This is a genomic window from Actinoplanes rectilineatus (genome assembly GCF_000962825.1).
Classification (GTDB): Bacteria; Actinomycetota; Actinomycetes; order Mycobacteriales; family Micromonosporaceae; genus Actinoplanes; species Actinoplanes rectilineatus.
The window spans coordinates 1-21,508 of sequence record NZ_JZKF01000124.1; the positions used below are offsets into that span (position 1 = coordinate 1).

Here is a 21,508-nt window from a genome sequence, read left to right on the forward strand (position 1 = left end):
AGCGCGCCCGTATTCACCACACCCACAACAGCGTGGTGATTTCGGGCGTCCAGCGCGCCCGTATTCACCACACCCACAACAGCGTGGTGATTTCGGGCGCCCAGCGCGCCCGTATTCACCACACCACCAGGGGTGTGGTGAATTGGGGCGTCCAACGCGCCCGAAATCACCACGCGGATGGGCTTCGCACCCTGACCACGAAACGTGTCTCTAGAGGCCGAGTTGGACCGGCCGATCCGGAATCCCTGCAGTTAGCAGCGCTGTCAAGGGTGTAGTGAGGTCGCGGGGCGAGAACAGCTCAGGTCCCGTATGGCCGGCGATCTCCGAGAGCTGCCACCAGCGGAACCCGCCCAGATTCTCCTCGGCAGCGAGTCGGTCGTCCGTCAGGTCGCCGCGTGGCTGGAAGTTGTCTGCGCGGATGAGGAAGTAGTCGTTGACGATGCCGCCGGAGGCCCGCGGATGGTCGACGGCCGAGATTTCCTGGTGCCAGATGTGCGGTGGATCGGCGGTGATCGCCAGACCGGTTTCCTCACGCAGTTCACGGCGCAGAGCCGTCAGCGAGTCCTCGCCGGGCTCGATGCCGCCGCCTGGCGCCGCCCAGACCGCCTTCGCTTGCTCGGGTACCGCTGGGTGAGGAAAGTCGAACCGGCAGAGCAGGATGCGGTCGTCCTCATCAAGGATGACCGCGCGGACAGCGCGGCGCAGGTTGGGCGTCATGGCACATCGGACGCGGTAGCGAGGCGGATGATCGGCACCGCCGGAGACTATCAACCGAGAGATCGAGCGATGACTCTGAAAGAAGATCTCGGCTGAGGAAGATCGACGGGAATACGGTGGCGTCTGGATTCGTCGTGAGGCGGCGCGTTGACGGTCAAATGCGAGCGCTCCGCATGGCTTCCATCAGCGCCGTGCGTACGGGTCCTGCTGCTACCTGCACGCCGAGTTCCTCGTGCACCTTCCTGGGCGAGCGCAGCCAGCTCCGTCTCGCCGCGATCCGCATCGGCGACCCCTTCGCCCGGCGATGAACCTCCCCTACGCGGCGCACATGAGCGTGCGCCCAGCGACGGCCCGGTGTGGCAGCCGGGCCGTCCGCCGCGGGTTCGGGGACTCCCGGCTTGCTCGTACCCGATGAGGAGAGTGACGGCGGACGCAGAACGGTGTCTCACTCATCGGCCTCGGCTGGCTGCTGCGGGTGTGCCACCGCGCCGGCCGGGAGGCGACGGTGGTCCTCTGGCGGATCCCGAACGTCGGCTGAGCCAGGTGCCCGGAACTGGACCGCGACACGGCGGTCCGGTCCGGCCGACAATCTGATCATGGACCGTTTCCTGGCCGACGACCTGGCCGACCTGCCCGGCCTGCTGCAGGCCACCCGTGACGAAGCCGTGCGGGTGCTCGCCGGCCTGGCCGACCGGCCGGTCGCGGCAGCCCCGGCCGTCCCCGCCCCGGCGCCGCTTCCGGAACGGGGTGTGGGGACGGCCGGGGCACTGGAGATCTTCAGCGAGCGGTGGGCGCCCGGCTTCTCCGGCAGCGCGGGACCCCGGTACCTCGGGTTCGTGACCGGCGGCGCCACCCCGGCGGCCCTCGCCGGGGACTGGCTGACCGGCACCTTCGACCAGAACGGCTCGAACCGGACCGGGTCGTCGGCCGGCGCCCTCGAGGACGAGACGGTCGGCTGGCTGCGGGAGATGTTCGGGCTGACGCCCGCGTTCGGTGGGGCGTTCGTCAGCGGCGCCACCCAGTCCAACCTGGTCGGACTGGCGATCGCCCGGCAGTGGCTCGGCGAGCAGCGCGGCGTCGACGTGGCGGAGCAGGGCGCGGCGGCGCTCGGACCGGTCACGGTACTGTCCGGTTCGGCCCACTCCAGCGTGGTCAAGGCGCTGGCCGTGCTCGGGCTGGGCCGGGGTTCGCTGCAGCCGGTGCCCACGCTGCCCGGCCGGGAAGCCGTCGACGTGCGCGCCCTCGAGGAGGCGCTCGCCGCGCAGGACGGCCGGCCGGTGATCGTGGTGGCCAACGCCGGCACGGTCAACACCGTCGACTTCGACGACCTGCGGGCCGTCGCGGCACTCCGCGAACGCTACCCGTTCTGGCTGCACGTGGATGCGGCGTTCGGCGGCTTCGCGGCCCTGTCCCCGGCGCACGCCCACCTCGTCGACGGGCTGTCCGACGCCGACTCGGTCTGCGTCGACCTGCACAAATGGCTCAACGTGCCGTACGACGCGGCAGTCCAGTTCACCCGGCGGCGGGACCTGCAGATCGCGGTCTTCCGCAACACCGCGCCCTACCTGGGTGTGCCCGAGGACAACCCGGACTTCGTGCACCTCACCCCGGAGAACTCACGCCGCCTCCGTGCCCTGGCCAGCTGGTTCACGCTCACCGCGTACGGCAGAGAGGGCCATGCCGAGATCGTCACCCGGACCACCGCCGCGGCGCACCGGCTGGGCGATCTCCTCGCCACGCTGCCCGGCGTGCGGCTGCTCGCCCCGGTGCGCCTGAACGTCGTCTGCTTCAGCGTTCCCGACGTGCCGGCGACCGTCCAGGCCGTCGCCGACTCCGGCGAGACGTTCCTGACCCCGACGGTCTACCAGGGGGCGCCCGCGTTGCGTGCCGCTTTCAGCAATTGGCGTACCGCCGACACCGACGTCGACCGGATCTTCGAGGCCCTTCGCCGGGCCGTCTGAATTCACCTGCCGGGGTACGCCGAAAGCCGCAACCGTGGACATCATGGATGCCGACGGCTTCGTCCGGCTTCGGGGCACGGTCCCGGCCGCCGCGGATGTCGACGGCTTCGTCCGGGCGGCGGACCAGGTGCTTGCTCTGTGTCGGCTGCCATCGCGCCTGCCGAGAGTCACCTCCGGTCGCTTCATCCGTCGGCGCCGGTCAGTCGCGCGCTGCCTCCTGGGCCGTCGCCAAGATCAAAATATGACGGGCGGCATTCTCGGGGCAGCTCGGCCGTCGGTCATGGTTGGTCTGTGGGTCGAGGGTGGCCTTGTTCGACGGCTGATGGTCGTGAGCCGTCGCTGGTGGCTGGTTTCGTCTTCCTGGCCAGCCGTGGTCGACGGCTTGACGGGCTCGGCCGTCGACCACGGTCCGTCCGTGAGCCGAGAACGGCCGTGGGCGACGGCTGGGCGCTCTCGAGCCGTTGTTGAGGGCTGGTTTCGTCCTTCCGGGTGGCCGTGGTCGACGGCTTGACTGGCTCGGCCGTCGGTCATGGTTCGTCCGTGAGCCGAAAACGGCCGCGGGCGACGGCTGGCGGTTGCGGGCCGTCATCGGTGGCTGACCGGCGTCACGGGCAGAGCCGCGGGCGACGGCCGGCTGCGGTCCGGCTTCCGTGTGGCAGCCGCGGGCGACGGCCGGCTGTGGTCTGGCTTCCGTGTGGCAGCCGCGGGCGACGGCGGGCCGGCTTGTGGGGTGGCTCCTGAGCCGCGCGTCGCCCGCGGCGCAGTGTTGATCGATCGCGCGCCGTGTCGGCTGGGGCGGCGGGGGCGACGCTGTGGGACTGCGGGTCCGGGGTGCGGATATCGCGCCGTCGAGCACGTTCCGCTGGACGTGGCGGCCACGGAACGCCTGGTCGGTCTGCGGGACGATCCGATGGAGAGTGGCGAGGTCGGGGCGGCTGCTTTTGCGCGTACGAGAAGAGGAGAAGGCGCCGACGGGGAGCCGGCGCCTTCAGGCGGGGTTGTCAGGCGGTGATGTTCCACTGCTGGCAGGTGTTGCCGAGGGAGGACCATTGGCGGACCGCGGTGCCGTCGGTGGTGGCGCAGTTCGTCACGTCGAGGACCAGGCCGTTTCCTCGGTTGGCGATCAGGTAGCCGCCGTTGATCGGGGTGAGGCTCCACTCCTGGCAGGCGTTGCCGAGGTTGGCCCACAGGTTGAGGGCGGTGCCGCTGGCGGTGCCGCAGTTCACCGAGTCGAGGACGGTGCCGCTGTTGGCGTTGGTGATGCGGTAGTAGTTCGCCGTCGTCTTCGTGAAGGTCCACTGCTGGCAGGCGTTGCCCAGGGACGTCCACTGCTGGATGGCGGTGCCGTTGGCGGTGCCGCAGTTCTGGGCGTCGAGGACCTTGCCGCTGTTCTGGTTGACGATGCGATAGCGGGTGCCGGCGACCGGGAAGGACACCGTGCCGCCGGGGTCGCCGGCGGGGGCGGTCAATGACGCTGTCAGGGCGTCCGGGGTGCCCAGATTGGGGGTGCCGTCGGAGTTCCAGGTGACCTTCTTCAGCCGGGTGGTGCGGGTGGCGCCGCAGCCCTGCGCGGTGGTCTCGTTGGCGTGGTACGCCATCCACGTCTCGGTGCCGTCCGGGGACGTGAAGAACGAGTGGTGGCCGGGGCCGAAGACACTGTTGGCGTCGCTGCGCTGGAAGAGCGGGGTGGACTTCTTGGTCCAGCTGGACGCGGACAGCGGGTTGGTGCCGGTCAGGGTCAGCATGCCGATCTTGTAGTCGGGGGTGTTGCAGGAGCTGGCGGAGAAGGTCAGGAAGGTCTGCCCGTTGCGTTGCAGGATGTACGGGCCCTCCTCGGTGTTCCCGCCGACCTTCTCCCAGTCGTAGGTGGGGTACGAGATCCGCGTGCCGTACGCCGACACCGTCCACGGGTTGGTCATCGGCGCGATGAACAGGCTCTGCAGGTCACCGACCCACGACGAGTAGAGGAAGTAGTTCGCCCCGTTGATGGTGGCGACACTGCCGTCGATGGCCCAGCCGTTGCCGGCCTGCACGTTCAGCTGGCCCTTGAAGGTGTACGGACCGAGCGGGTTGTCGCCGGAGCTCTCCAGCACGAACGAGCGTTGCCCGTCGCAGCAGGCGGCGGTGCCGGCGCTGTAGTACAGGTACCACCGGGTGCCGTTCGGGCCGGTCAGCCGGTGCATCGACGGCGCCCACACGTTGCAGCAGCTGGCGGTGGCGGTGCCGGTGTAGACGACGTTCTCGCCTGCGCCGGGCAGGGCGGCGACCGAGGTGGCCCGCTTGATCACGACCTGCGAGTTCCAGGTGGTGGCGGCCAGGTAGTAGTAGCCGTTGTAGTAGCCGACCCACGGGTCGGCGCCGTAGGGGGCGGCGGCGACCGGGTTGGTGAACGTGGTGGCCGCCTGGGCGGGTGCGCTGCGGGGGAGGACGACCGCGAGGACGGATGCGGTGGCGAGCAGGACGAGAGCGGCGGCCATGTGCGCGAGGCGCAGGGCCGCCGGCCGGTTCCTGGACATGACGCTCCTTAACGGGGATGGGGGCACCGCGGGGACGGTGGAGGTAAGCATCGTGTTACGTCTATGTTAACGCTCACATAAAGAGTGTCAAGGTTGTCGATTCCCTAGTGGGCTCAGCGGGGGCTCACGCGGTGCCGATGAGAACGGTGTGGCCGCATCCGAGTCCCGCTGGAGGCGCATGCCGCGCTGGCGGCGCCGTCTGATCGTCGCCTTCGCGCTGATCGCGCTGGCCCTCGGTCCGTTCGTGGTCACCAGCGGGGTCCTGGCGTACCGGTTCAACCGGGCGGTGGAACGCGACGACGTGCTCGCCGAGGCGTCCGCGCTGCCCCGGATCACGGTCCGGCCGGAGTACACCGCGTCGCCGTGGAGCCTGGTCGCACCCGGGGCGGGCAGCGCGCAGAACCTGCTCATCCTGGGCGTGGACACCCGCAAGGGCTGGACCGCGGCGGAGTCCCGGTCCGACACGATCATGCTGGTGCACCTGGACGCCGACCGCACCGCGGCGACCGTGGTCTCCTTCCCCCGGGACTCCTACGTCTACGTCCCGCCGGTCCCCGGCAAGTGGTCCGGCGGCAAGACGAAGATCAATGCCGCGTACGCGTGGGGCGGCGCGCCCCTGGTCGTCCAGGTGGTCAGCCACCTCACCGGGCTGAGCGTCGACCACGTGATCCGGGCCGACTTCGCGGCGATCCGGGCCGTCACCGACGCGGTCGGGGGCGTCGAGGTGCGGATCGACCGGACCGTCCGGGACGGGCGTACCGGCTTCGTCTTCCGGGCCGGGCGGCAGGTGCTCGACGGCAGACGGGCCGAGATCTACGTGCGCCAGCGGTACGGGCTCCCGGACGGCGACTTCGACCGGGTCCGGCGCCAGCAGCAGTACCTGCGGGCGCTGGCGGCCAAGGTCACGTCCCCGGCGGTGCTGGCGAACCCGCTCAAACTGAACAGCCTGATCATGACGGCCGGCGGTGCTCTCGTGATCGACCAGGGGCTCGACCTGGCGACCATGGCGGGGGAGCTGTCCGGGCTGCGGGCCGACGACCTGTACTTCACGACCATCCCGTCGGACGGGTTCGTGTCGTCGGCGTCGGGGACCGCCAACCGGCTCTCCGAGAGCGGCTGCGCGGAGCTGTTCACCGCGTTGCAGACCGACGAGATGGCGGAGTACTTCACCCGGCACGAGTCGTTCAGCGGGCTGACCGGGCGCTGAACGCGGCGCGTACCCCGGACGGGGTTGTCAGTCGTTGCCCATCCGGGCCAGGTGGTTCTCGATGTTCTGGCGGACCTGCTCCGGCATGTCGTGGAAGTGCAGGCCGATCTCGGCGTGGTCGTCGCGCAGCCGGCGGCGCATCACGCGGGCCTCGGACGAGCCGGTGAGACCGTTCACCGAGAACTCGGCCCGCACCGCGTCGCCGACCGCGAGCGGTGTGTCGGCCGGCACCGCGCAGCCCAGTCCCTCGGCGCTGAGGTCGAGCATCCGCGCGGTGATCGGCTGGGAACGCCCCACCACGCGCAGCGTCGCCGTGCCCTCCACGTCGAGCCGGTCGTGCCGGCGGCGTTCCAGGCGTTCGGCGACGTCGGAGAGGTCGCCGATCTGTTCCATCGTCGCGTCCACGCTGTGGTGCAGCTGCAGGACGATGCTCTGCTGCCGGTCGGCGATCTGGTCGAGCTGGCGCATCGCGTCCTCGATGTCGCCGACGTCCGTGATGATCGCGGTGAGCGTGGCGCTCATCTGGGCGACGTCCGCCTCGAGGGTGGCGATCGTGCTGGTGATCTGCTCGGTCGAGTCGGCGGTGGTGTCGGCCAGGCCCTTCACCTCGTCGGCGACCACCGCGAACCCGCTGCCCGCGGCGCCGGCCCGGACCGCCTCGATGGTGGCGTTCAGCGCGAGCAGCCGGGTCTGCGAGGCGATCCCGGAGATCACCCCGGCGATCCCGGCGACCTGCCGCAGGCTGGCGTTCAGCGCGGTGGCCGCCTCCTCGGCGCTGTGTGCGCGCCGGACCAGGGCGGCGGCGGCCTCGTTGGTGGCGCTGACCCGTTCGTGGGTGGCGGTGGCCGACTCGCGGGCCTCGCCGACCTGCACCACCACGTCCTCGAGCTTGCCGCCGATCACCGCGGCGGTGCCGTCGATCGCCTCCTTGGCACGGCGGCGCAGACGGTGGTTGAGCTGGCGCTGCTCGGCCTGGGCGTCCTGGACGCCGGCCTCGACGTCGTCACGGAGCTGGGCGAGCTCGTCGTCGCGTTGCCGGACGGTCTCGGTGAGGGTGGCGATGATCTGGCGGGCGTCCGCCGCGGCGCCGGGGCCGGTTCGGCCGTTCCTGCGGTGCCAGAGGAGGAGGGCGACGGCTGCTGTGGCGACGAGCACAGCGCTGACCAGTAGGAATATCACGCCAGGACCGCATCCGGGAGCGCCACAATCCCTCCCCGAATCGGGCACGTGGTGGTGTCTCTGACGCTACCGCGCCGGGCGGCCCCACGAAGGCGGTTCGCCCGGCGCTCGGCGTCACTTCAGAAGCTCGTCGATCTGGCCCATGGCCTGGCTCATGCCCTCCAGCATGCCCATCGCGACCATCCGCTCCAGCTGCTCGGCGCTGGTGAACGTGGACACCGTGGTCATCCGGGTCCCGGCGCCGGCCGCCTCCAGGGTCACCACGCCGCGGGTGATGTCGGTGAGGTCGACCGGGTCGCCGTTGTCGTCGGCGAACCCGTCGTCGAATTCCAGCCGGTGCGGCGCATCGATCGCGGTGATCGTCCACCAGCCGCGGGCCTTCTCGCCATCCGGGCCGGTCATGTGGTACCTGACCTGGCCGCCGGGGGTGAAGTCGTAGCTGTCGAAGGTGGCCGGCCAGGTCGGCGGGCCCCACCAGCGCTCCAGCTTGCGGGGGTCGGCCCAGACCTGCCAGACCCGGTCCACCGGGGCGGTGAACTCGGCGACGAACGTGAGGGTCAAGGCCTCGACGTCCTTGGTCGTGCTGATCACGGTCATTTTTCTACCCTTTCGTCGTCTTCTTCAAGTATTGCGGTGATCTGGTCGTTTCGTTGGCGCCAGAGGTCCTCGTAGGCGTCCAGCAGGCGCGCGATCCGTCGCAGGGTCTCGTGCTCGGCGTGGACCATCTGCTCGCGTCCGCGGCGTTTCTTGCCGACCAGGGCGGCCTTCTCCAGAACGGCCACGTGTTTCTGCACCGCGGCGAAGCTCATCGGGTAGTGCCGGGCCAGGGCGGAGACGGACTGCTCGGAACGGATCACCCGGATCAGGATGTCGCGCCGGGTGGCGTCGGCCAGCGCGTGGAAGACCCGGTCGGCGTCCGCGGCGGTCAGATGACCTACAACCATGTTGTTGTACGTTAGCCGCCGCCCCGACGATGTGCAACCGTTTGGTTGTAGGTTGCTTCCGGGTTGCTGATCTTGGATTTCCTGACGGGACGGGTGGGACGGCCGATAGGGCGAGTCCCCGAAACGCCACGGTCCCCAGGGAGCAGCCATGATCAGCATCGGCACGTCGACGCCGGCCACCACCCGCAACACCCACGCTGCCTGGCTGCGCCGCCGCGAGGACGCCGCTCTGCGCTTCACCGCCGCCGTCACCGCGCACCGGGAGGCCGCCGCGCGGGAGAGCCGGCCGGTGGCCGTCGCCCTGCCGGCGTGAACCCCGCCGTCAGCCGGCCGGCAGGATCGCGGCCGTCACCGGGCCCAGCCGCAGAACACCGTCGTCCAGGGGGACGCAGCGGATCCCCCCGTGCCCGCGCAGGGCCCGCATCGCCCCTGGACCGACCGTCACGTCCATCCACCCGCACGGGTTGGCCGGTCGCCGCGCGTGCAGCCGCACCGGCCCGTCGCCCGAGTCCAGCACCAGGATCCGGCCCACCAGGTCGTCCACCGCGATGCCACTGACCAGCACGTTGCGACGTACCTGGGCGAGGCCGGCCCCCGGCGGCAGCGACTCGGCCGCGATCACCGTGATGCTCGCGTCCTTGTGGGCCGGATGACCGAAGTACCGGTCGCCGGTGATGCCCAGGCCGGCCCGGATGTGGATCGCCGGCACCAGTTCGCCCTCGGGCGCCGGAGCGGGACCGTCCGACGGCCGCCCCTCGAACCGGTGGATCGGTGACGCCAGCATTTCCAGAATCTCCGGCATGACCGGAGTCTAGGGGCTCAGTGGAGTGTGGCGAGTGCCTCGGCGAGCACGTCGGTCGCGTCCGCGACGTCCACCTCGATCTTCTGCAGAGGGCCGCCGGGTTCGGTGAGCCAGGCGGCGTGTGCACCGCCCGCGTAGAACGGGGCGAACCCCAGGTCCCGGATGATCTGCGAGGCGAGGGTCCGGGCGTCGGTCTCGTCCGTGCAGACGAACTCGGCGAGCAACGGGTCGTGCCCGCGCCGCCGGGACAACACGTCGGCCGGGATGGTGTTGAACGCCTTCACCCAGTGCGCCTCGGGTGCCCACTCGATCAGGGTCTCGAGCCCGCTCTTGCCGCCACTGTCGTGTCCGGCGCCGCCGGAGAACGCGCCGGTCCCGTGGTACGCGTCGCCGTCGCCGGACCGGTCGTCCGGGTTGGTGGTGTCGATCACCACCTTGCCGGCGAGCTCCGCCCGGGTCACCTCGACCGCCTCCCGCGCCGAGCACCAGTTCGGCGCGAACACCAACAGGTCGCCGAAGGCCGCGGCCTGCGGCACCGACATGACGCGCAGCTGTGCGCCGGACCGGTCGGCCAGGTCCTGCAACCGGTCCGGGTGGCGCGACGTCACCGCCACCTCGTGTCCACTCTCGGCGCACCACGTCGCCAGCGTGCCGCCGAGCCGGCCTGCCCCAATGACACCGATCCGCATGCCACCAGGGTGCAAGAAGTGTCAGGCGCGTGCGGCGGGAATCGGGAAATCCCCGTAGAGCATCCGCAGTTCGACGACGACCAGGTCGTCGACCGCGGCCTCCGGGTCGGTGGCGGCGGCGAAGGTGGCGCTGCGCAGGTCGTCGATCATCCCGGCCAGCACGGTGGAGTCCGGTCCCGGCGGCGCGGTCCCGGCGGCCCGGTCCCGGTCGATGCGGGCGGCCAGCCGGGTCACGTGGGCGTCGCGCAGGGCGGAGCGCCAGGCGGCGATCGGCGGGCAGCCGGGGGCGGCGGCCAGTGCGCCGGCGATCAGGCGGCCGTGGCTGCGCCAGAGACCGGCGAGGCCGGCGAGCGAGCGGCGCAGGGCCGGCGCGTCCGGTCCCTGACCGTCCAGCCAGGGACCGGAGTCGACGACCAGCTCGCCGGTCAGGTCGTGCAGGAGCGCCACCACCACCGCCGTCTTGGAGTCGAAGTAGAAGTAGAAGCTGGACCGGCTGATCTCGGCCCCGGCGGCCAGCTCGTCGATGGTGATCCCGGCGAGCGGTTTGCGGGCCAGCAGATCCCGGGCGGTGGCCAGGATCGCCTTCTCCCGCAGGTCGCCCTTGCTGGGCGCGCGGCGGCGTCCGGCCGGCGGTGGTGGGGTCATGCGGCAACGGTAACGCGGCTAACACCGCGTAATCGACACTGTGTCGAGTTTTTCGACATACTGTCGATCACACGCTTCCAGAGGAGAACCACTGTGCAAGAGATCCGGCTCGCATCCCGTCCCACCGGCTGGCCCACCGCCGACAACTTCGAGCTCGCCGAGACCACGACACCCGAACCCGGCGACGGCCAGGTGCTGGTGCGCAACCTGTTCATGTCGGTCGACCCGTACATGCGGGGGCGGATGAACGACACCAAGTCGTACGTGGCGCCGTTCGCGGTGGGGGAGCCGCTCGACGGCGGCGCGATCGGCGAGGTCGTCGCGTCGAACAGCCCGGACGTACCCGTCGGGGCGCACGTCACGCACGCCCTCGGCTGGCGGGAGTTCTCGGTGCTGGACGCCGCCCGCGTCCGCGTGGTCGACCCGGCCGCCGCGCCGTCGCTCTCGGCGTACCTCGGAGTGCTCGGCATGACCGGGCTCACCGCGTACGTCGGGCTGCTGGACATCGCGCGGTTCCGCGAGGGTGACACGGTGTTCGTCTCCGGTGCGGCGGGCGCGGTCGGCAGCATCGTCGGCCAGATCGCCCGGCTCAAGGGTGCCAAGCGGGTGATCGGCAGCGCCGGTTCGGCGGAGAAGGCCCGCCGGCTGGTCGAGGAGTTCGGCTTCGACGCCGCCTTCAACTACAAGGACGCTCCGGTACGCGAGCAGCTGTCCGCCGCCGCGCCCGACGGCATCGACGTGTACTTCGACAACGTCGGCGGCGAGCACCTGGAGGCGGCCATCGCGTCGCTGACCAAGTTCGGCCGGATCGCGCTCTGCGGCGCCATCGCCCAGTACAACGACACCGCCCCGCCGGCCGCCCCGCGCAACATGGCGTCGGCGATCGGCAAGGAGCTCAACCTGCGCGGCTTCATCGTCGGCAACCACTTCCACCGGATGCCCGACTTCCTGGCCGAGGCGGCCCCGTGGCTGCGTGACGGCAGCCTGGCCGCCCGGGAGACCGTCGTGGACGGTCTGGCGAACGCGCCGGAGGCCTTCCTGGGTCTTCTGCGCGGCGAGAACATCGGAAAGATGATCGTTCGCCTGTGATCGCGGGGTGATGTCCGGCGACCACCCGTGGCATCCGTTTCGGGGCTTCTAGGTGGTGGTCGCCAGGTATCTCCGATACTGAACGATCATTAATAGCGCGCCGCTGAGCACGCGAATACGGAACGTACGGATGATCGTCATCATCCGTATGGACGAGGTCACTGGCGGAAAGCAGACACTAGCGTTCCCGTGTGGCAAATCGGTTCCCCCTCTGGGGACAAGCGGGTTGGGCAAGTGCCGAGGTCGTCGGCGAGACGCACTACGCGAAGGCGATACGTGCGCTCTTCGGCACGAACTTCAACCCGCAGGGAACCGACATAACCATCCCGGTCACGCTGATACCGGACGCCAAGAACAAGCACGACCGCAACGCCGTGGGCGTCTGGTCGGACGCCGGACTCATCGGTCACCTGCCACGTGCCGAGGCCGCCCGGTACGTCCAGGTCCTCGCCGCCCTCAGCAAGCGGGGACTGCAACCCGAGGTCACCGCCCGGATCCAGGGCCGCGAGTGGGGCGAGTACGACGGACGGCCCCCGGCCTTCGACGCGAGCGTGCGACTCGACCTGGCCGAGCCGCACATGCTCGTCCCGGCCAACCAGGCCCCGGGGCAGGACCACCGGCTGCTGCCCAGCGGCTCCGCCGTCCAGGTCAACGACCAGCAGCAGTCCGTCCCGGCGCTGCAGGCCCTGGTGCCGCCGCAGGGCGAGTGCTGGGCGTACGTCACGCTGCACGAGATGGCCGGTCACCTGGTCGAGGTGCGGGTCGGCGACACCCGGGTCGGTGACCTCAGCCCCAAGATGAGCGAGGTCCTGCTGCCGATCCTGCGGCACCTCGCCGAGCAGGGCCTGGTCACCGCGGCACGCGCGATCGTCAAGGGCAACGGCGGCAAGACCGAGGTGATGCTCTACATCGCCCGGGTGCAGGACCTTCCGGAGGACTGGCGCGGCGCACCGGCCCGGCAGGCCGCACCGGTGTCGCCCCCGGCGCCGGCGCCCGCGCCGCCACCCCAGGCGCCGCCGTCGTCCGGCCGGGGCACCGCCAGCGTGCCGGCCTCCGGCCCGGTCACTCCGGGCGGCGCCGCACCGGTCGGCGCCATCGAGCCGAACTGGACCACCCCGGTCGAATCGATGCCGGCCACCAGCGGGACGCTCACCAGCACCAGCAGCATCAACGACGCCGAGTGGACCGCCCCCGGCGTGGGGGCACGTGCCGGTATCGCCGCGATGATGAGCAACGCCGCCGCCCGTCCGGTGTCCGGCGGTTCCGCACCGGTCTCGCCGGGTGGTCCCCCGCCCGCGGGCACGTCCGCCGGCACGGTCTCCGGCAGCTTCCCGGTCGCCACCCCGGCGAGCCCCGCCGCCGGCACCCCGAGCTGGACCACCACGCCGGACGCGACGCCGAGCTGGGCGGTGCCCGGTGAGCCGCTGCCGAGCTGGGCGACCGCCGGCGAGGTGACCCCGAGCTGGAGCCCGCCGGCCGACCCGGCGCCGAGCTGGAGCACCCCGGAATCGGCCGCCACCTGGACCCCGCAGGCCGAGCAGACGCCCAGCTGGGCCACGCCGCCCGCTGAGCGGGCCGCGGCCTGGGCCCCGCCCGCCGACGCGACGCCGAGCTGGGCCGAACCGGGCCCGCCGATGCCGAGCTGGGACGACCCGGGAGCGGCGGTGCCGAGCTGGGTGTCGCCCAGCGGTGGCACCCCGAGCTGGGCCGAGCCGAGTTCCGCACTGCCCGGCGCCGGTCTGCCGACACTGCCCTCGACCGGGTCGCTGCCGGGCGGTTCGATGCCGCGCCTGGACCCGCCCGGTGTCGCCGCGGCGGTGTCGCCGCCGGCCACCACCCCGGTGACGCCGGTCTCGTCGTCCCCCGGCGACCCGTCGTCCCCGGAGCTCAGCGGTGACCAGCCGGCCGACGCGCTCGCCGCATCCCCGGTGTCGGGCGCGCCCGACACCCCGGTCTCCACGGTGCCGTTCGTCAGCGAGCCGGACCCGCTGACCGACCCGCTCGCGGATCCGCTGGGCGGCACCTTCGGCGCCCCGGTCAGCCCGGCACCGACCGACGAGAACATCACCGAGACCACGGTCATCCCGGCGCTGGCCGCCGTGGTGCAGCTCAACGCGGCCGCCATCGCCGCGGCGGGGCCGGTCTCGCCGGCCGCCGCCGACCCGGTGTCGGGTGCGCCCGCCGAGGGCAACCCGCATCCGGCGATCCCGGGTGCGCCCACCGGCATCCGGTTCGCGGTGCCGCCGGGCTGGCCGGTGCCGCCGGACGGGTGGTACCCGCCGTCCGGCTGGCGGCCCGACGCGGACTGGCCGCTGGCGCCCGAGGGCTGGCAGTGGTGGGTTCCGACCTGGGACTGATCCACAGCGGGACCGCGCGGTTGCGTACCATAAATGCGCTTTTGTCGGTATTTGGGACCGGGTTCTGTCCGGAACGTCGGATTAACCCGGAAAAGCGCCACGTGAACCCCCTTCCAATTGCTGAAATGTCCCAATGCGGTGGGATGATGCGGACGGGCTGACCAGGCGGCCGGATGCTCGGGTACGGGGCGTCGTCGAGACCTGGCGAGACAGCCTGCTCGACCTCTCCGGCGACAACCCGCTCATCGACGTACGCCGGGCGGCCGGTGACGTCGTCCCCGTGCTCAGCCCGTCCCCGCGCAGCGTCGTGGAGGCTCTCCAGCAGGGCCGTGAGTGCGGCTTCCTCGGCATCGAGGAGCAGGCCGAGGGTCCGCGGCCGCGCGCCGCCAACGTGTTCCAGACGCCGATGACCGACGCGGCGATGGACGCCACCCTGCACTCGCTGCGCCGAGCCGCCCGCCGCGACCACTCCGAACACGGCCTCGGCACGCTCTACCTGGCCCTCGGCACCCTGCACTGGCGCGACCACCGCCGCGAGTACGCCAGCCCGATCCTGCTGCTCCCGGTCGACCTGGCCATCCCGAACCCGCTCGACTACCCGCGCCTGCGGGCCCGGCTCGACGACCCGATCGTCAACCCGGCACTGGCCGTGGCGCTGCGCGAGTACGGCGTCGAACTCCCCACCGTCGAAGGCCTCGGCAGCCTGGACGTCACCGTCTTCTGGGCCCGTCTGGACGCCGCGATCAGCGACCACCCGGAGTGGCGGACCGACGAGGCGATCCTGCTGGCCCGCCTCACCGTGCACCGCGAGCTGATGTACGCCGACCTGGTCGGCAACGAGCGCCAGATCTTCGCCCACCCGGTGGTCCGTGCTCTGGCCACCGATCCGAAGACACAGGTCACCGCGTTCCGGTTCGACCCGGTTCCGCCCCGGCGCATCGACGCGACGGCCTCCCCCGACGACGTGCCGCTGGTGCTGGACGCCGACGCGGCCCAGCGGTCCTGCATCGCCGCCGCCGTCGCCGGCCGCACGTTCGTGATGCGCGGCGCACCCGGCACCGGCAAGTCGCAGACCGTCGCCAACATGATCGGGTGCCTGCTGCACGCCGGGAAACGTGTCCTGCTGGTCTCCGACAAGGCCGCCGCCCTGGACACCGTCCGGGAACGCCTGTCCGGTGCGGGACTCGACGACTACCTGCTGGAACTGCACAGCGACCGGACCGGCCGGGCCCAGGTCGCGGTGACCCTGGCCGCCGCGCTCGACCACATCCCGCTGCCGCCGCCGAGCCTGTCCACCGACGAACGCGAGGAGCTCCGCGACCACCGGCGGCGCCTGAACGCGTACGCGGAGGCGATGAACGAGGTCCGCGAGCCTCTCGGGCACCGGCTGCACGACGTCATCGGGATGTGCGCGCAGATGACCGACGTGCCGGCCGCCCCGGTGCCGGAGACGCTGCCGGTGCCGCTGACCACCCAGTCGCTGCAACGGGTCCGGGACGCGGCCGAACGCCTGGCGCACGCCTGGCGGCCGGCGTGCGAGGGCGAGGCGTTCCTGTGGCGCGACGTGATCGACCAGAACCGGCTGGACTCCCGCCTGCACCAGGCGCAGCTCGCCCTGGAACACCTGGTCGAGACGGCCGCGCAGGACCCGCTGACCGCGGCGTTCGAGACGCACAGCCTGGCCGAACTGATCAACCTGACCGGTCTGGTCGGGCACGCCGCCCGCCGCCCGCCGGAGACCCCGGACGAGTGGCTGACACTACCCAACCTGGAACCGGTGGCCCGCGCCGCCGAGACCCTGCTCGGGCACCTCAAGACGCTGCACAAGGCCGAGCAGGCGGTCCGCAACCGGGCCGGGGTGACCTGGACCGCGCTGCCGTCGCCGGGGAAGCTGCCGATCGTTCCCGGCCTGCGCCTGGACCCGCCGCCGATCGAGATGCTGCCGCTGACCGCCGCACAGGCCCGCGGACTGGCCCGCCGGTTCGCCGACGAGGCCGACCGGCTGGAGCAGCACGAACACAGCCTGGACCGGGTGACCGCCCGGCTCGGCCTGCCGAACGTGGTCGCGTTCACCGACATCGGCCGGCTCGCCGCCATCGTCGAACTGCTGTCCCGGCTGGACAAGCCGGAACCGGCCTGGTTCGGGCCGAACGGGATCGCCAACGCCCAGGCGGCGGCCCGCGTCCTGCAGCACTCGGTCGACGTGGCCCGGCTGGCCGAGACCCGGGCCCGGCAGAACTTCACCGACGCCGCCCTGGCCGAACCGCTCGACGAACTGATCGAGCGGTTCGCCACCACACACCGCGGATTCGGGCGGCTGCGGGCGGCGTACCGGCGGGACCGGCGGGCGGTGGGGGAGATGGCCCGCCCCGGGGTGGGCCGCACCAAGGCGGTCAGCCACCTGCCCGACGCGGTCGCCTGGAAACACGCCCTGGACGAGCTGGACCAGGCCGAACGCGAGTACGCCGGCATCCTCGGCCACCACTGGAAGCGCCTGGACACCGACTTCGACGCGATCCACACCGCGCTGAAGACCGCCGAGGACGTGCAGGAGGTGACCCCGCCGGAGGCGCTGCCCGGCGTCATCGAACGGGTCTGCGCCGCGCACCCGAACAACGCGATCATCCGGATCGTCACCGAAGCGGGCCGTGACTTCGAACGGTGGACCGCCGCGCTGCGCCCACCGCCCGAACCCGCACCCCGGCCGGAACTGGCCAAGGGCACCGTCGTGGACGCGATCAGCTGGCTGCGCGCGCACGTCGAGCCGCTCAGCGCGGCGGCCGAGCTCGCGCAGGCGTACAGCGCGGCGGCGGGACGCGACTTCTCACTCGCCGAGTCGGCCGCGATCGGCATGCTCCGTGAGGGTGCCGCCGACGCGGCGACCTCGCTCGCCAAGAACGCCACCCAGCACGCCAAGATCCTCGGGGACGTCTACCGGGGCGAACAGACCGACGTCGAGGGCCTGGACACCGCGATGGCCTGGGCCTCCGAGGCGCGCCGCATCCGGACCGGCTCGGACGTGGCGTTCAGCGCGGTGCAGGCCGAGGTGCTCTGCCGGATCAGCCCGGACGATCCGCTGCCGGCCCGGGCCGCCGAGTGGAAGGCGGCCCGCGACTGGATCCTGCGGGCCTTCGCGCAACGCCGGCACCCGGCGCTGACCGCCACCCTGGACGACTACGAGAGCGCCCGCGACCTGCTGCACGCGCTGCTCGCCGACACCCAGGGGCAGCAGGACTGGTTCGAGTACGAGACGGCCCGCACCGTCCTGGCCGAACACGGCCTGGACGAGGTGGTCGACTTCTGCGCCCGGGAGAACCTGGCGGTCGAGCAGATCCTGCCGGTCCTCGGCCGGGCACTCTTCCAGTCGTGGGTGGACTCGGTGATCCGCGACGACGACCGGCTCAAGCCGCTCGACACCCCGGCCCGGGACCTGCTGGTGCAGGAGTTCCGCGGCTGGGACGCACGCCTGGAACGGGCCGCCGCCGCGGACGTGATGAACGCCGTCGACGAGCTGCAGCCGTCCGGGAGCGCCGCCGGGGAGGCCGCCCAGCTGCGTGCCGCCGCCTCCCAACAGTCCCGGCGGCTGCCGGTCCGCGACCTGATCGGCAAGACCCGCAACGCCACCCTCGCCGTCAAACCCTGCTTCGTCACCGTCCCCGCCGACGTCAGCCGGCTGCTCCCGCCGGACCTGTACTTCGACGTGGTGATCGTGGAGGAGGCGTCCCGGGTGCCGATCGCCGACGCGATCGCCGCGATCTACCGGGGCGGATCGCTGGTGGTGGCCGGCGACGACCGGCAGCTGACCGCGGCCGCGCTGCCCGGCGGCACCGGACCGTCGGTGCTGGACCTGGCCGTCCACTGCGGCGCGTTCACCGTCCTGGACCTGACCACGCACTACCGCAGCCGGCACGAGTCGCTGATCGCGTTCGCCAACCACACGTTCTACCAGGGGATGCTCAACACGTTCCCGGCCGCGATGCCGGCCGGACCGGACGCCGGGGTGCAGCTCTTCCCGGCCACCGCGGACACCTCGCTCGTCGAACTGGTCGCCGGCCGGGTGGCCCACCACTTCGTCACCCGTCCGGAACTGACCCTCGGTGTGGTCGCCTGCACCACGGAACTGGCCGGGGAGATCGAGTCCCGGGTGTCCGACATGGTCAAGGCGCCCGGCGACGACCGGCTGCGCGGCTTCTTCGTCAAGGACCTGGACACCGTGCAGGGCGACGAGCGGGACGTGGTGATCCTGGCGATCGGGCCGAAGCTCGGGGGCCTGGACAGCCCGGACGGCTGGCGGCGGCTCAACGTGGCCACCACCTGCGCCGCCCGCCGGGTGGAAGTGGTCTCCGCGGTCCGCTCCCGGGACCTGCCCGGCACCGACCACCTGCGACCACTGGCCGCATACCTGGACTACGCGGTCCGGGGCGAGACCGCGCTCGGCATCGAGGAGGAGTCCGGGGGCGAGTCGCAGACACCGTTCGAGGACTCGGTCAGCGAGGTGATCCGCGGCTGGGGTTATCGCGTGCGGACCCGGGTCGGCACCGGCGCCTTCCGGATCGACCTGGCCGTCCGCGTCTCGGCCCGGCGCAACGCGCCCTACGTCCTCGGCATCGAGTGCGACGGCACCACGTACGATTCGGCGCCCGCCGCCCGGGACCGGGACCGGCTGCGCGAACAGGTCCTCCAAGGGCTGGGATGGCGACTGCACCGGATCTGGGGCACCGCGTGGTACTCCGCCCGGGAGCAGGAGGAGGAACGACTCCGCTACGCCATCGAGGAGGCCTTCGCCGGGATTCCCCCCGAACCGGCGCCCGAGCTGACGGTGACCGCGGAGGCGGCGCCGGTGTCGGCCATCCCGGTGTCGGTGGTGCCGGTCTCGGCCGTCCCGGTGTCGAGCGAACCGCTCCTCGAAGAGATCGGACTGTCGGCGGACGACACCGCCGAGTTCGAGTTCGTGCCGTACTTCGCCGCCGTCGAGTCTGAAATTGATCAGGAGCCCGTGTACGTGAACGGGTTCGGCGCGAACCACCACGAGCCGGCCGCGGCCGAGGCGGACGCGTACCTCGCCGGGATGCACGACTACGACGATCACCTCGTCACGGCGGCCGCGGAGGACCTCGAGCCGGAGATGTTCGCTTCACTCGTACCCCCGGAAGGGGAGGAGCCGCACGAGGAGGAGGTCGCGGGCCCCACCGTGCGCGCCGGTGGCGTGCGTAAACCGCCGACCGAGGTGTACGCCGACGCCGAAGAGCCGGTGACCGCGGTCGTCGAGGCGGAACACTTCGTCAAGGACTGGTCGAAGCCGTACCGTCGGGCGAAACTGCCCACCGTGGGGGCCGGCGCGCACCTGGGCGACCCGGAGATCCACCAGAAGCTGCTCGCCGCGGTCCGCAAGATCGCCCAGGTGGAGGGCCCGGTGCACATCGACGTCGCGCTGCAGCGCCTGCGCGAGCAGTGGGACCTCACCCGGGTCACCCGGCAGGGCCGGCACATCGTCGAGGAGGCGATCGAGGAGGCCGGCGTCGGCTGGGACGGGGTGTTCCTGCGCGACCCGGAACAGGAGCCGCTGGTGACCGTGCGTTACCGGGCCGACAACGTCGGGCGCAAGGCCGAGCAGGTCTGCGACGACGAGGTCCGGATCGCCATGGAACACCTGGTGCACGACGGTGGCGTGCTCACCCTGGCCGAGGTGCTGGCCGCGACCTGCCGGCTGTTCGGCTGGTCCAGCCGGCACGCCGACGAGCTCGACGACCGGCTGGCCGGACTCGTCGCCGACCTGGTGGCCGAGGGGCATCTGATCCGGCAGGCGGACGGTCTCGCCGCCGCGCACGGGCTGCCCGACCCGCTGTCGCTGCCGCACCACGACGCCGCTCCGCGCCGCACGTCGCGCCGCCGCCGGTCGCTCCAGTAATTTCCGGGGTACAGCCGGTGAATGCTTCCCGGCTACACCCTGTATCCGGCCGCCTTGGCAGGACCGGACTGGAGGTACGGCGCGGGCGACGACCGGGCTGCCCCGGGCGGGCTGCCCCGGGCGGGCTGCCCCGGGCGGGCTGCCCCGGGCGGGCTGCCCCGGGCGGGCCGTCCCGGGCGGGGACCGGTCGGCGCGGCAGCCATCGGGTGGCGGCCGCGGTGGCCAGGGAAGACGGGCCGACGAGAACCTCCGGCTGACGTTCGGGAACGGTTCGTATCCGCTGGTCATGTCACCTACGAGGTGGTCTGCCGGACCGGGACACCGGAGATCGCCCGCAGTTTCCTGGTCTTCGCCCGCAGTTTCCTGGTCTTCGCCCGCAGCTTCCTGGTCATCGCGCGCAGCTTCCTGACCATCGCGGCGAGCCCGGCGGGCCGGCAGGTGGCCGCCGGTGCCGGATACGTGCCGCTCCCGGAGGACCTGCGGGCCGAGGTGGCGGCGACGATCGCCGGCCTGCGCTGATCGGGCTTGCGGTCCTCGGTCTTTCGGCTCTGTGGCGGCGCGTAACACGTCCGTTATGGTTAGCGCTAACATTTTGGTGAGGAGTGACTGACGTGACCTACGGTTCCAAGGCGCTGCGTACGGCCGTTCTGGAAGCCAACCTGGTGATCCCCAAGGCCGGGCTCGCCCAGCTGACCTGGGGAAACGTCAGCGGCGTCGACCGTGACGGCGGCTTTTACCTGATCAAGCCGTCGGGCGTGCCCTACGACCGTCTCACCGAGGACGACCTGGTCCCCGTCGACCTCGCCACCGGCAAGGTGCTCGACGGCGAGCTGCGGCCCTCCGTCGACAGCGAGAGCCACCGGGCGTTCTACTTGGCGTGGCCGTCGATCGGTGGCGTCACCCACACGCACTCGACGAACGCGGTCGCCTTCGCCCAAGCGAACCTGGATATCCCGGTCCTGGGCACGACGCATGCCGACACGTTCGACGGGCCGGTGCCGGTCACCCGCGGCCTCACCGCCGAGGAGTGCGCCACCGACTACGAGCTGAACACCGGCCGCGTGATCATCGAAACGATCGGCGACGACGACGCGGCGATGGGCCGGCCGGCCGCCCTGGTCGCCAATCACGGCCCGTTCACGTGGGGCGCCACCCCTGGTAAATCGGTTGAAAACGGGATTATTTGCGAGGCTGTGGCGGAGATGGCGCTGAAGACGCTGGCACTGAACCCGGCAGCGACGACGCCGGCCCACCTGCAGGAGCGGCACTTCAAGCGGAAGCACGGACCGGGCGCCTACTACGGCAACCCGAAGCGCTGACAGCCTGTCTCGTTCAGCCCATCACCGGGTCCTCGTAGCTCTCCCGGCCGGCCCCGATCCGCCGCATGATCTCTTCGGTGGGCCGGTGGGCCGGTGGGCCGGTGGGCCGGTGGGCCGGTGGGCCGGTGGGCCGGTGGGCCGGTGGGCCGGTGCTTGCCGGCCCGCTGTTCTCTGT

Annotated in this window: 16 protein-coding genes; 8 read left to right on the top strand and 8 right to left on the bottom strand. The window is 71.8% G+C overall.

Annotated features, from left to right (window positions below; translation table 11 throughout):
- Positions 1-210 precede the first annotated feature (210 nt).
- On the bottom strand, positions 211-717 hold the full coding sequence (locus WH85_RS43085; protein WP_045747981.1) for an NUDIX domain-containing protein: 507 nt from the start codon (positions 715-717) through the stop codon (positions 211-213).
- Between the two features lie 596 nt (positions 718-1,313).
- Between WH85_RS43085 and WH85_RS43090 the strand changes: the two genes are divergently transcribed.
- Positions 1,314-2,678 (top strand): pyridoxal phosphate-dependent decarboxylase family protein, encoded by a 1,365-nt coding sequence (locus WH85_RS43090; RefSeq protein WP_045747982.1) that lies wholly within the window; start codon positions 1,314-1,316, stop codon positions 2,676-2,678.
- Positions 2,679-3,679: 1,001 nt separating this feature from the next.
- Here WH85_RS43090 and WH85_RS43095 read toward each other — a convergent pair.
- Positions 3,680-5,194 carry a family 43 glycosylhydrolase gene (locus WH85_RS43095; RefSeq protein WP_045747983.1) on the bottom strand — a complete coding sequence of 505 codons (1,515 nt, stop codon included), beginning with the start codon at positions 5,192-5,194 and terminating at the stop codon, positions 3,680-3,682.
- Positions 5,195-5,372: 178 nt separating this feature from the next.
- Between WH85_RS43095 and WH85_RS43100 the strand changes: the two genes are divergently transcribed.
- Positions 5,373-6,401 carry an LCP family protein gene (locus WH85_RS43100; RefSeq protein WP_045747984.1) on the top strand — a complete coding sequence of 343 codons (1,029 nt, stop codon included), beginning with the start codon at positions 5,373-5,375 and terminating at the stop codon, positions 6,399-6,401.
- A 27-nt stretch (positions 6,402-6,428) separates the two neighbouring features.
- Here WH85_RS43100 and WH85_RS53935 read toward each other — a convergent pair whose 3' ends face one another.
- From WH85_RS53935 to WH85_RS43115, 3 genes are all read right to left on the bottom strand, one after another.
- Positions 6,429-7,580, bottom strand: coding sequence for a methyl-accepting chemotaxis protein (locus tag WH85_RS53935; protein WP_083449718.1), 1,152 nt, complete (start codon positions 7,578-7,580; stop codon positions 6,429-6,431).
- A 114-nt stretch (positions 7,581-7,694) separates the two neighbouring features.
- The gene (locus WH85_RS43110) at positions 7,695-8,177 is read right to left on the bottom strand and encodes an SRPBCC family protein (protein ID WP_045747986.1); all 483 of its coding nucleotides are present in this window, start codon (positions 8,175-8,177) and stop codon (positions 7,695-7,697) included.
- A complete protein-coding gene (locus WH85_RS43115; RefSeq protein ID WP_045747987.1) occupies positions 8,174-8,524 on the bottom strand; it encodes an ArsR/SmtB family transcription factor in 351 nt (116 codons plus the stop codon). The genes WH85_RS43110 and WH85_RS43115 overlap by 4 nt, the downstream gene beginning before the upstream one ends.
- Before the next feature lie 148 nt (positions 8,525-8,672).
- On the opposite strand from WH85_RS43115, the gene WH85_RS51260 reads away from it, so the two are divergent.
- Positions 8,673-8,837: a hypothetical protein gene (locus tag WH85_RS51260; RefSeq protein WP_157411585.1), complete on the top strand. Its 165-nt coding sequence runs from the start codon at positions 8,673-8,675 to the stop codon at positions 8,835-8,837.
- Between the two features lie 9 nt (positions 8,838-8,846).
- Here the strand turns inward: WH85_RS51260 and WH85_RS43120 are convergent, their stop codons facing one another.
- Genes WH85_RS43120 through WH85_RS43130 form a run of 3 tightly spaced genes read right to left on the bottom strand, consistent with a single transcriptional unit; the run spans position 8,847 to position 10,660 of the window.
- Positions 8,847-9,326 carry a molybdenum cofactor biosysynthesis protein gene (locus WH85_RS43120; RefSeq protein ID WP_045747988.1) on the bottom strand — a complete coding sequence of 160 codons (480 nt, stop codon included), beginning with the start codon at positions 9,324-9,326 and terminating at the stop codon, positions 8,847-8,849.
- 17 nt (positions 9,327-9,343) lie between these two features.
- The gene (locus WH85_RS43125; protein WP_045747989.1) at positions 9,344-10,015 is read right to left on the bottom strand and encodes an NADPH-dependent F420 reductase; all 672 of its coding nucleotides are present in this window, start codon (positions 10,013-10,015) and stop codon (positions 9,344-9,346) included.
- Between the two features lie 21 nt (positions 10,016-10,036).
- A complete protein-coding gene (locus tag WH85_RS43130; RefSeq protein ID WP_045747990.1) occupies positions 10,037-10,660 on the bottom strand; it encodes a TetR/AcrR family transcriptional regulator in 624 nt (207 codons plus the stop codon).
- Positions 10,661-10,753: 93 nt separating this feature from the next.
- Between WH85_RS43130 and WH85_RS43135 the strand changes: the two genes are divergently transcribed.
- The 5 genes from WH85_RS43135 to araD all read left to right on the top strand — a co-directional run bounded on the left by WH85_RS43135 (position 10,754) and on the right by araD (position 21,333).
- Entirely contained in the window at positions 10,754-11,749 is a 996-nt protein-coding gene (locus WH85_RS43135; RefSeq protein ID WP_045747991.1) for an NADP-dependent oxidoreductase, read from the top strand.
- A 191-nt stretch (positions 11,750-11,940) separates the two neighbouring features.
- Positions 11,941-14,106 carry a hypothetical protein gene (locus WH85_RS43140; RefSeq protein ID WP_045747992.1) on the top strand — a complete coding sequence of 722 codons (2,166 nt, stop codon included), beginning with the start codon at positions 11,941-11,943 and terminating at the stop codon, positions 14,104-14,106.
- A 133-nt stretch (positions 14,107-14,239) separates the two neighbouring features.
- The gene (locus tag WH85_RS43145; protein WP_045747993.1) at positions 14,240-20,014 is read left to right on the top strand and encodes a DUF3320 domain-containing protein; all 5,775 of its coding nucleotides are present in this window, start codon (positions 14,240-14,242) and stop codon (positions 20,012-20,014) included.
- Between the two features lie 300 nt (positions 20,015-20,314).
- Positions 20,315-20,533, top strand: a complete 219-nt coding sequence (locus WH85_RS43150) for a hypothetical protein (protein ID WP_045747994.1) — start codon at positions 20,315-20,317, stop codon at positions 20,531-20,533.
- Between the two features lie 92 nt (positions 20,534-20,625).
- On the top strand, positions 20,626-21,333 hold the full coding sequence (gene araD, locus WH85_RS43155) for an L-ribulose-5-phosphate 4-epimerase AraD (RefSeq protein WP_045747995.1): 708 nt from the start codon (positions 20,626-20,628) through the stop codon (positions 21,331-21,333).
- The last annotated feature ends 175 nt before the right edge of the window (positions 21,334-21,508 follow it).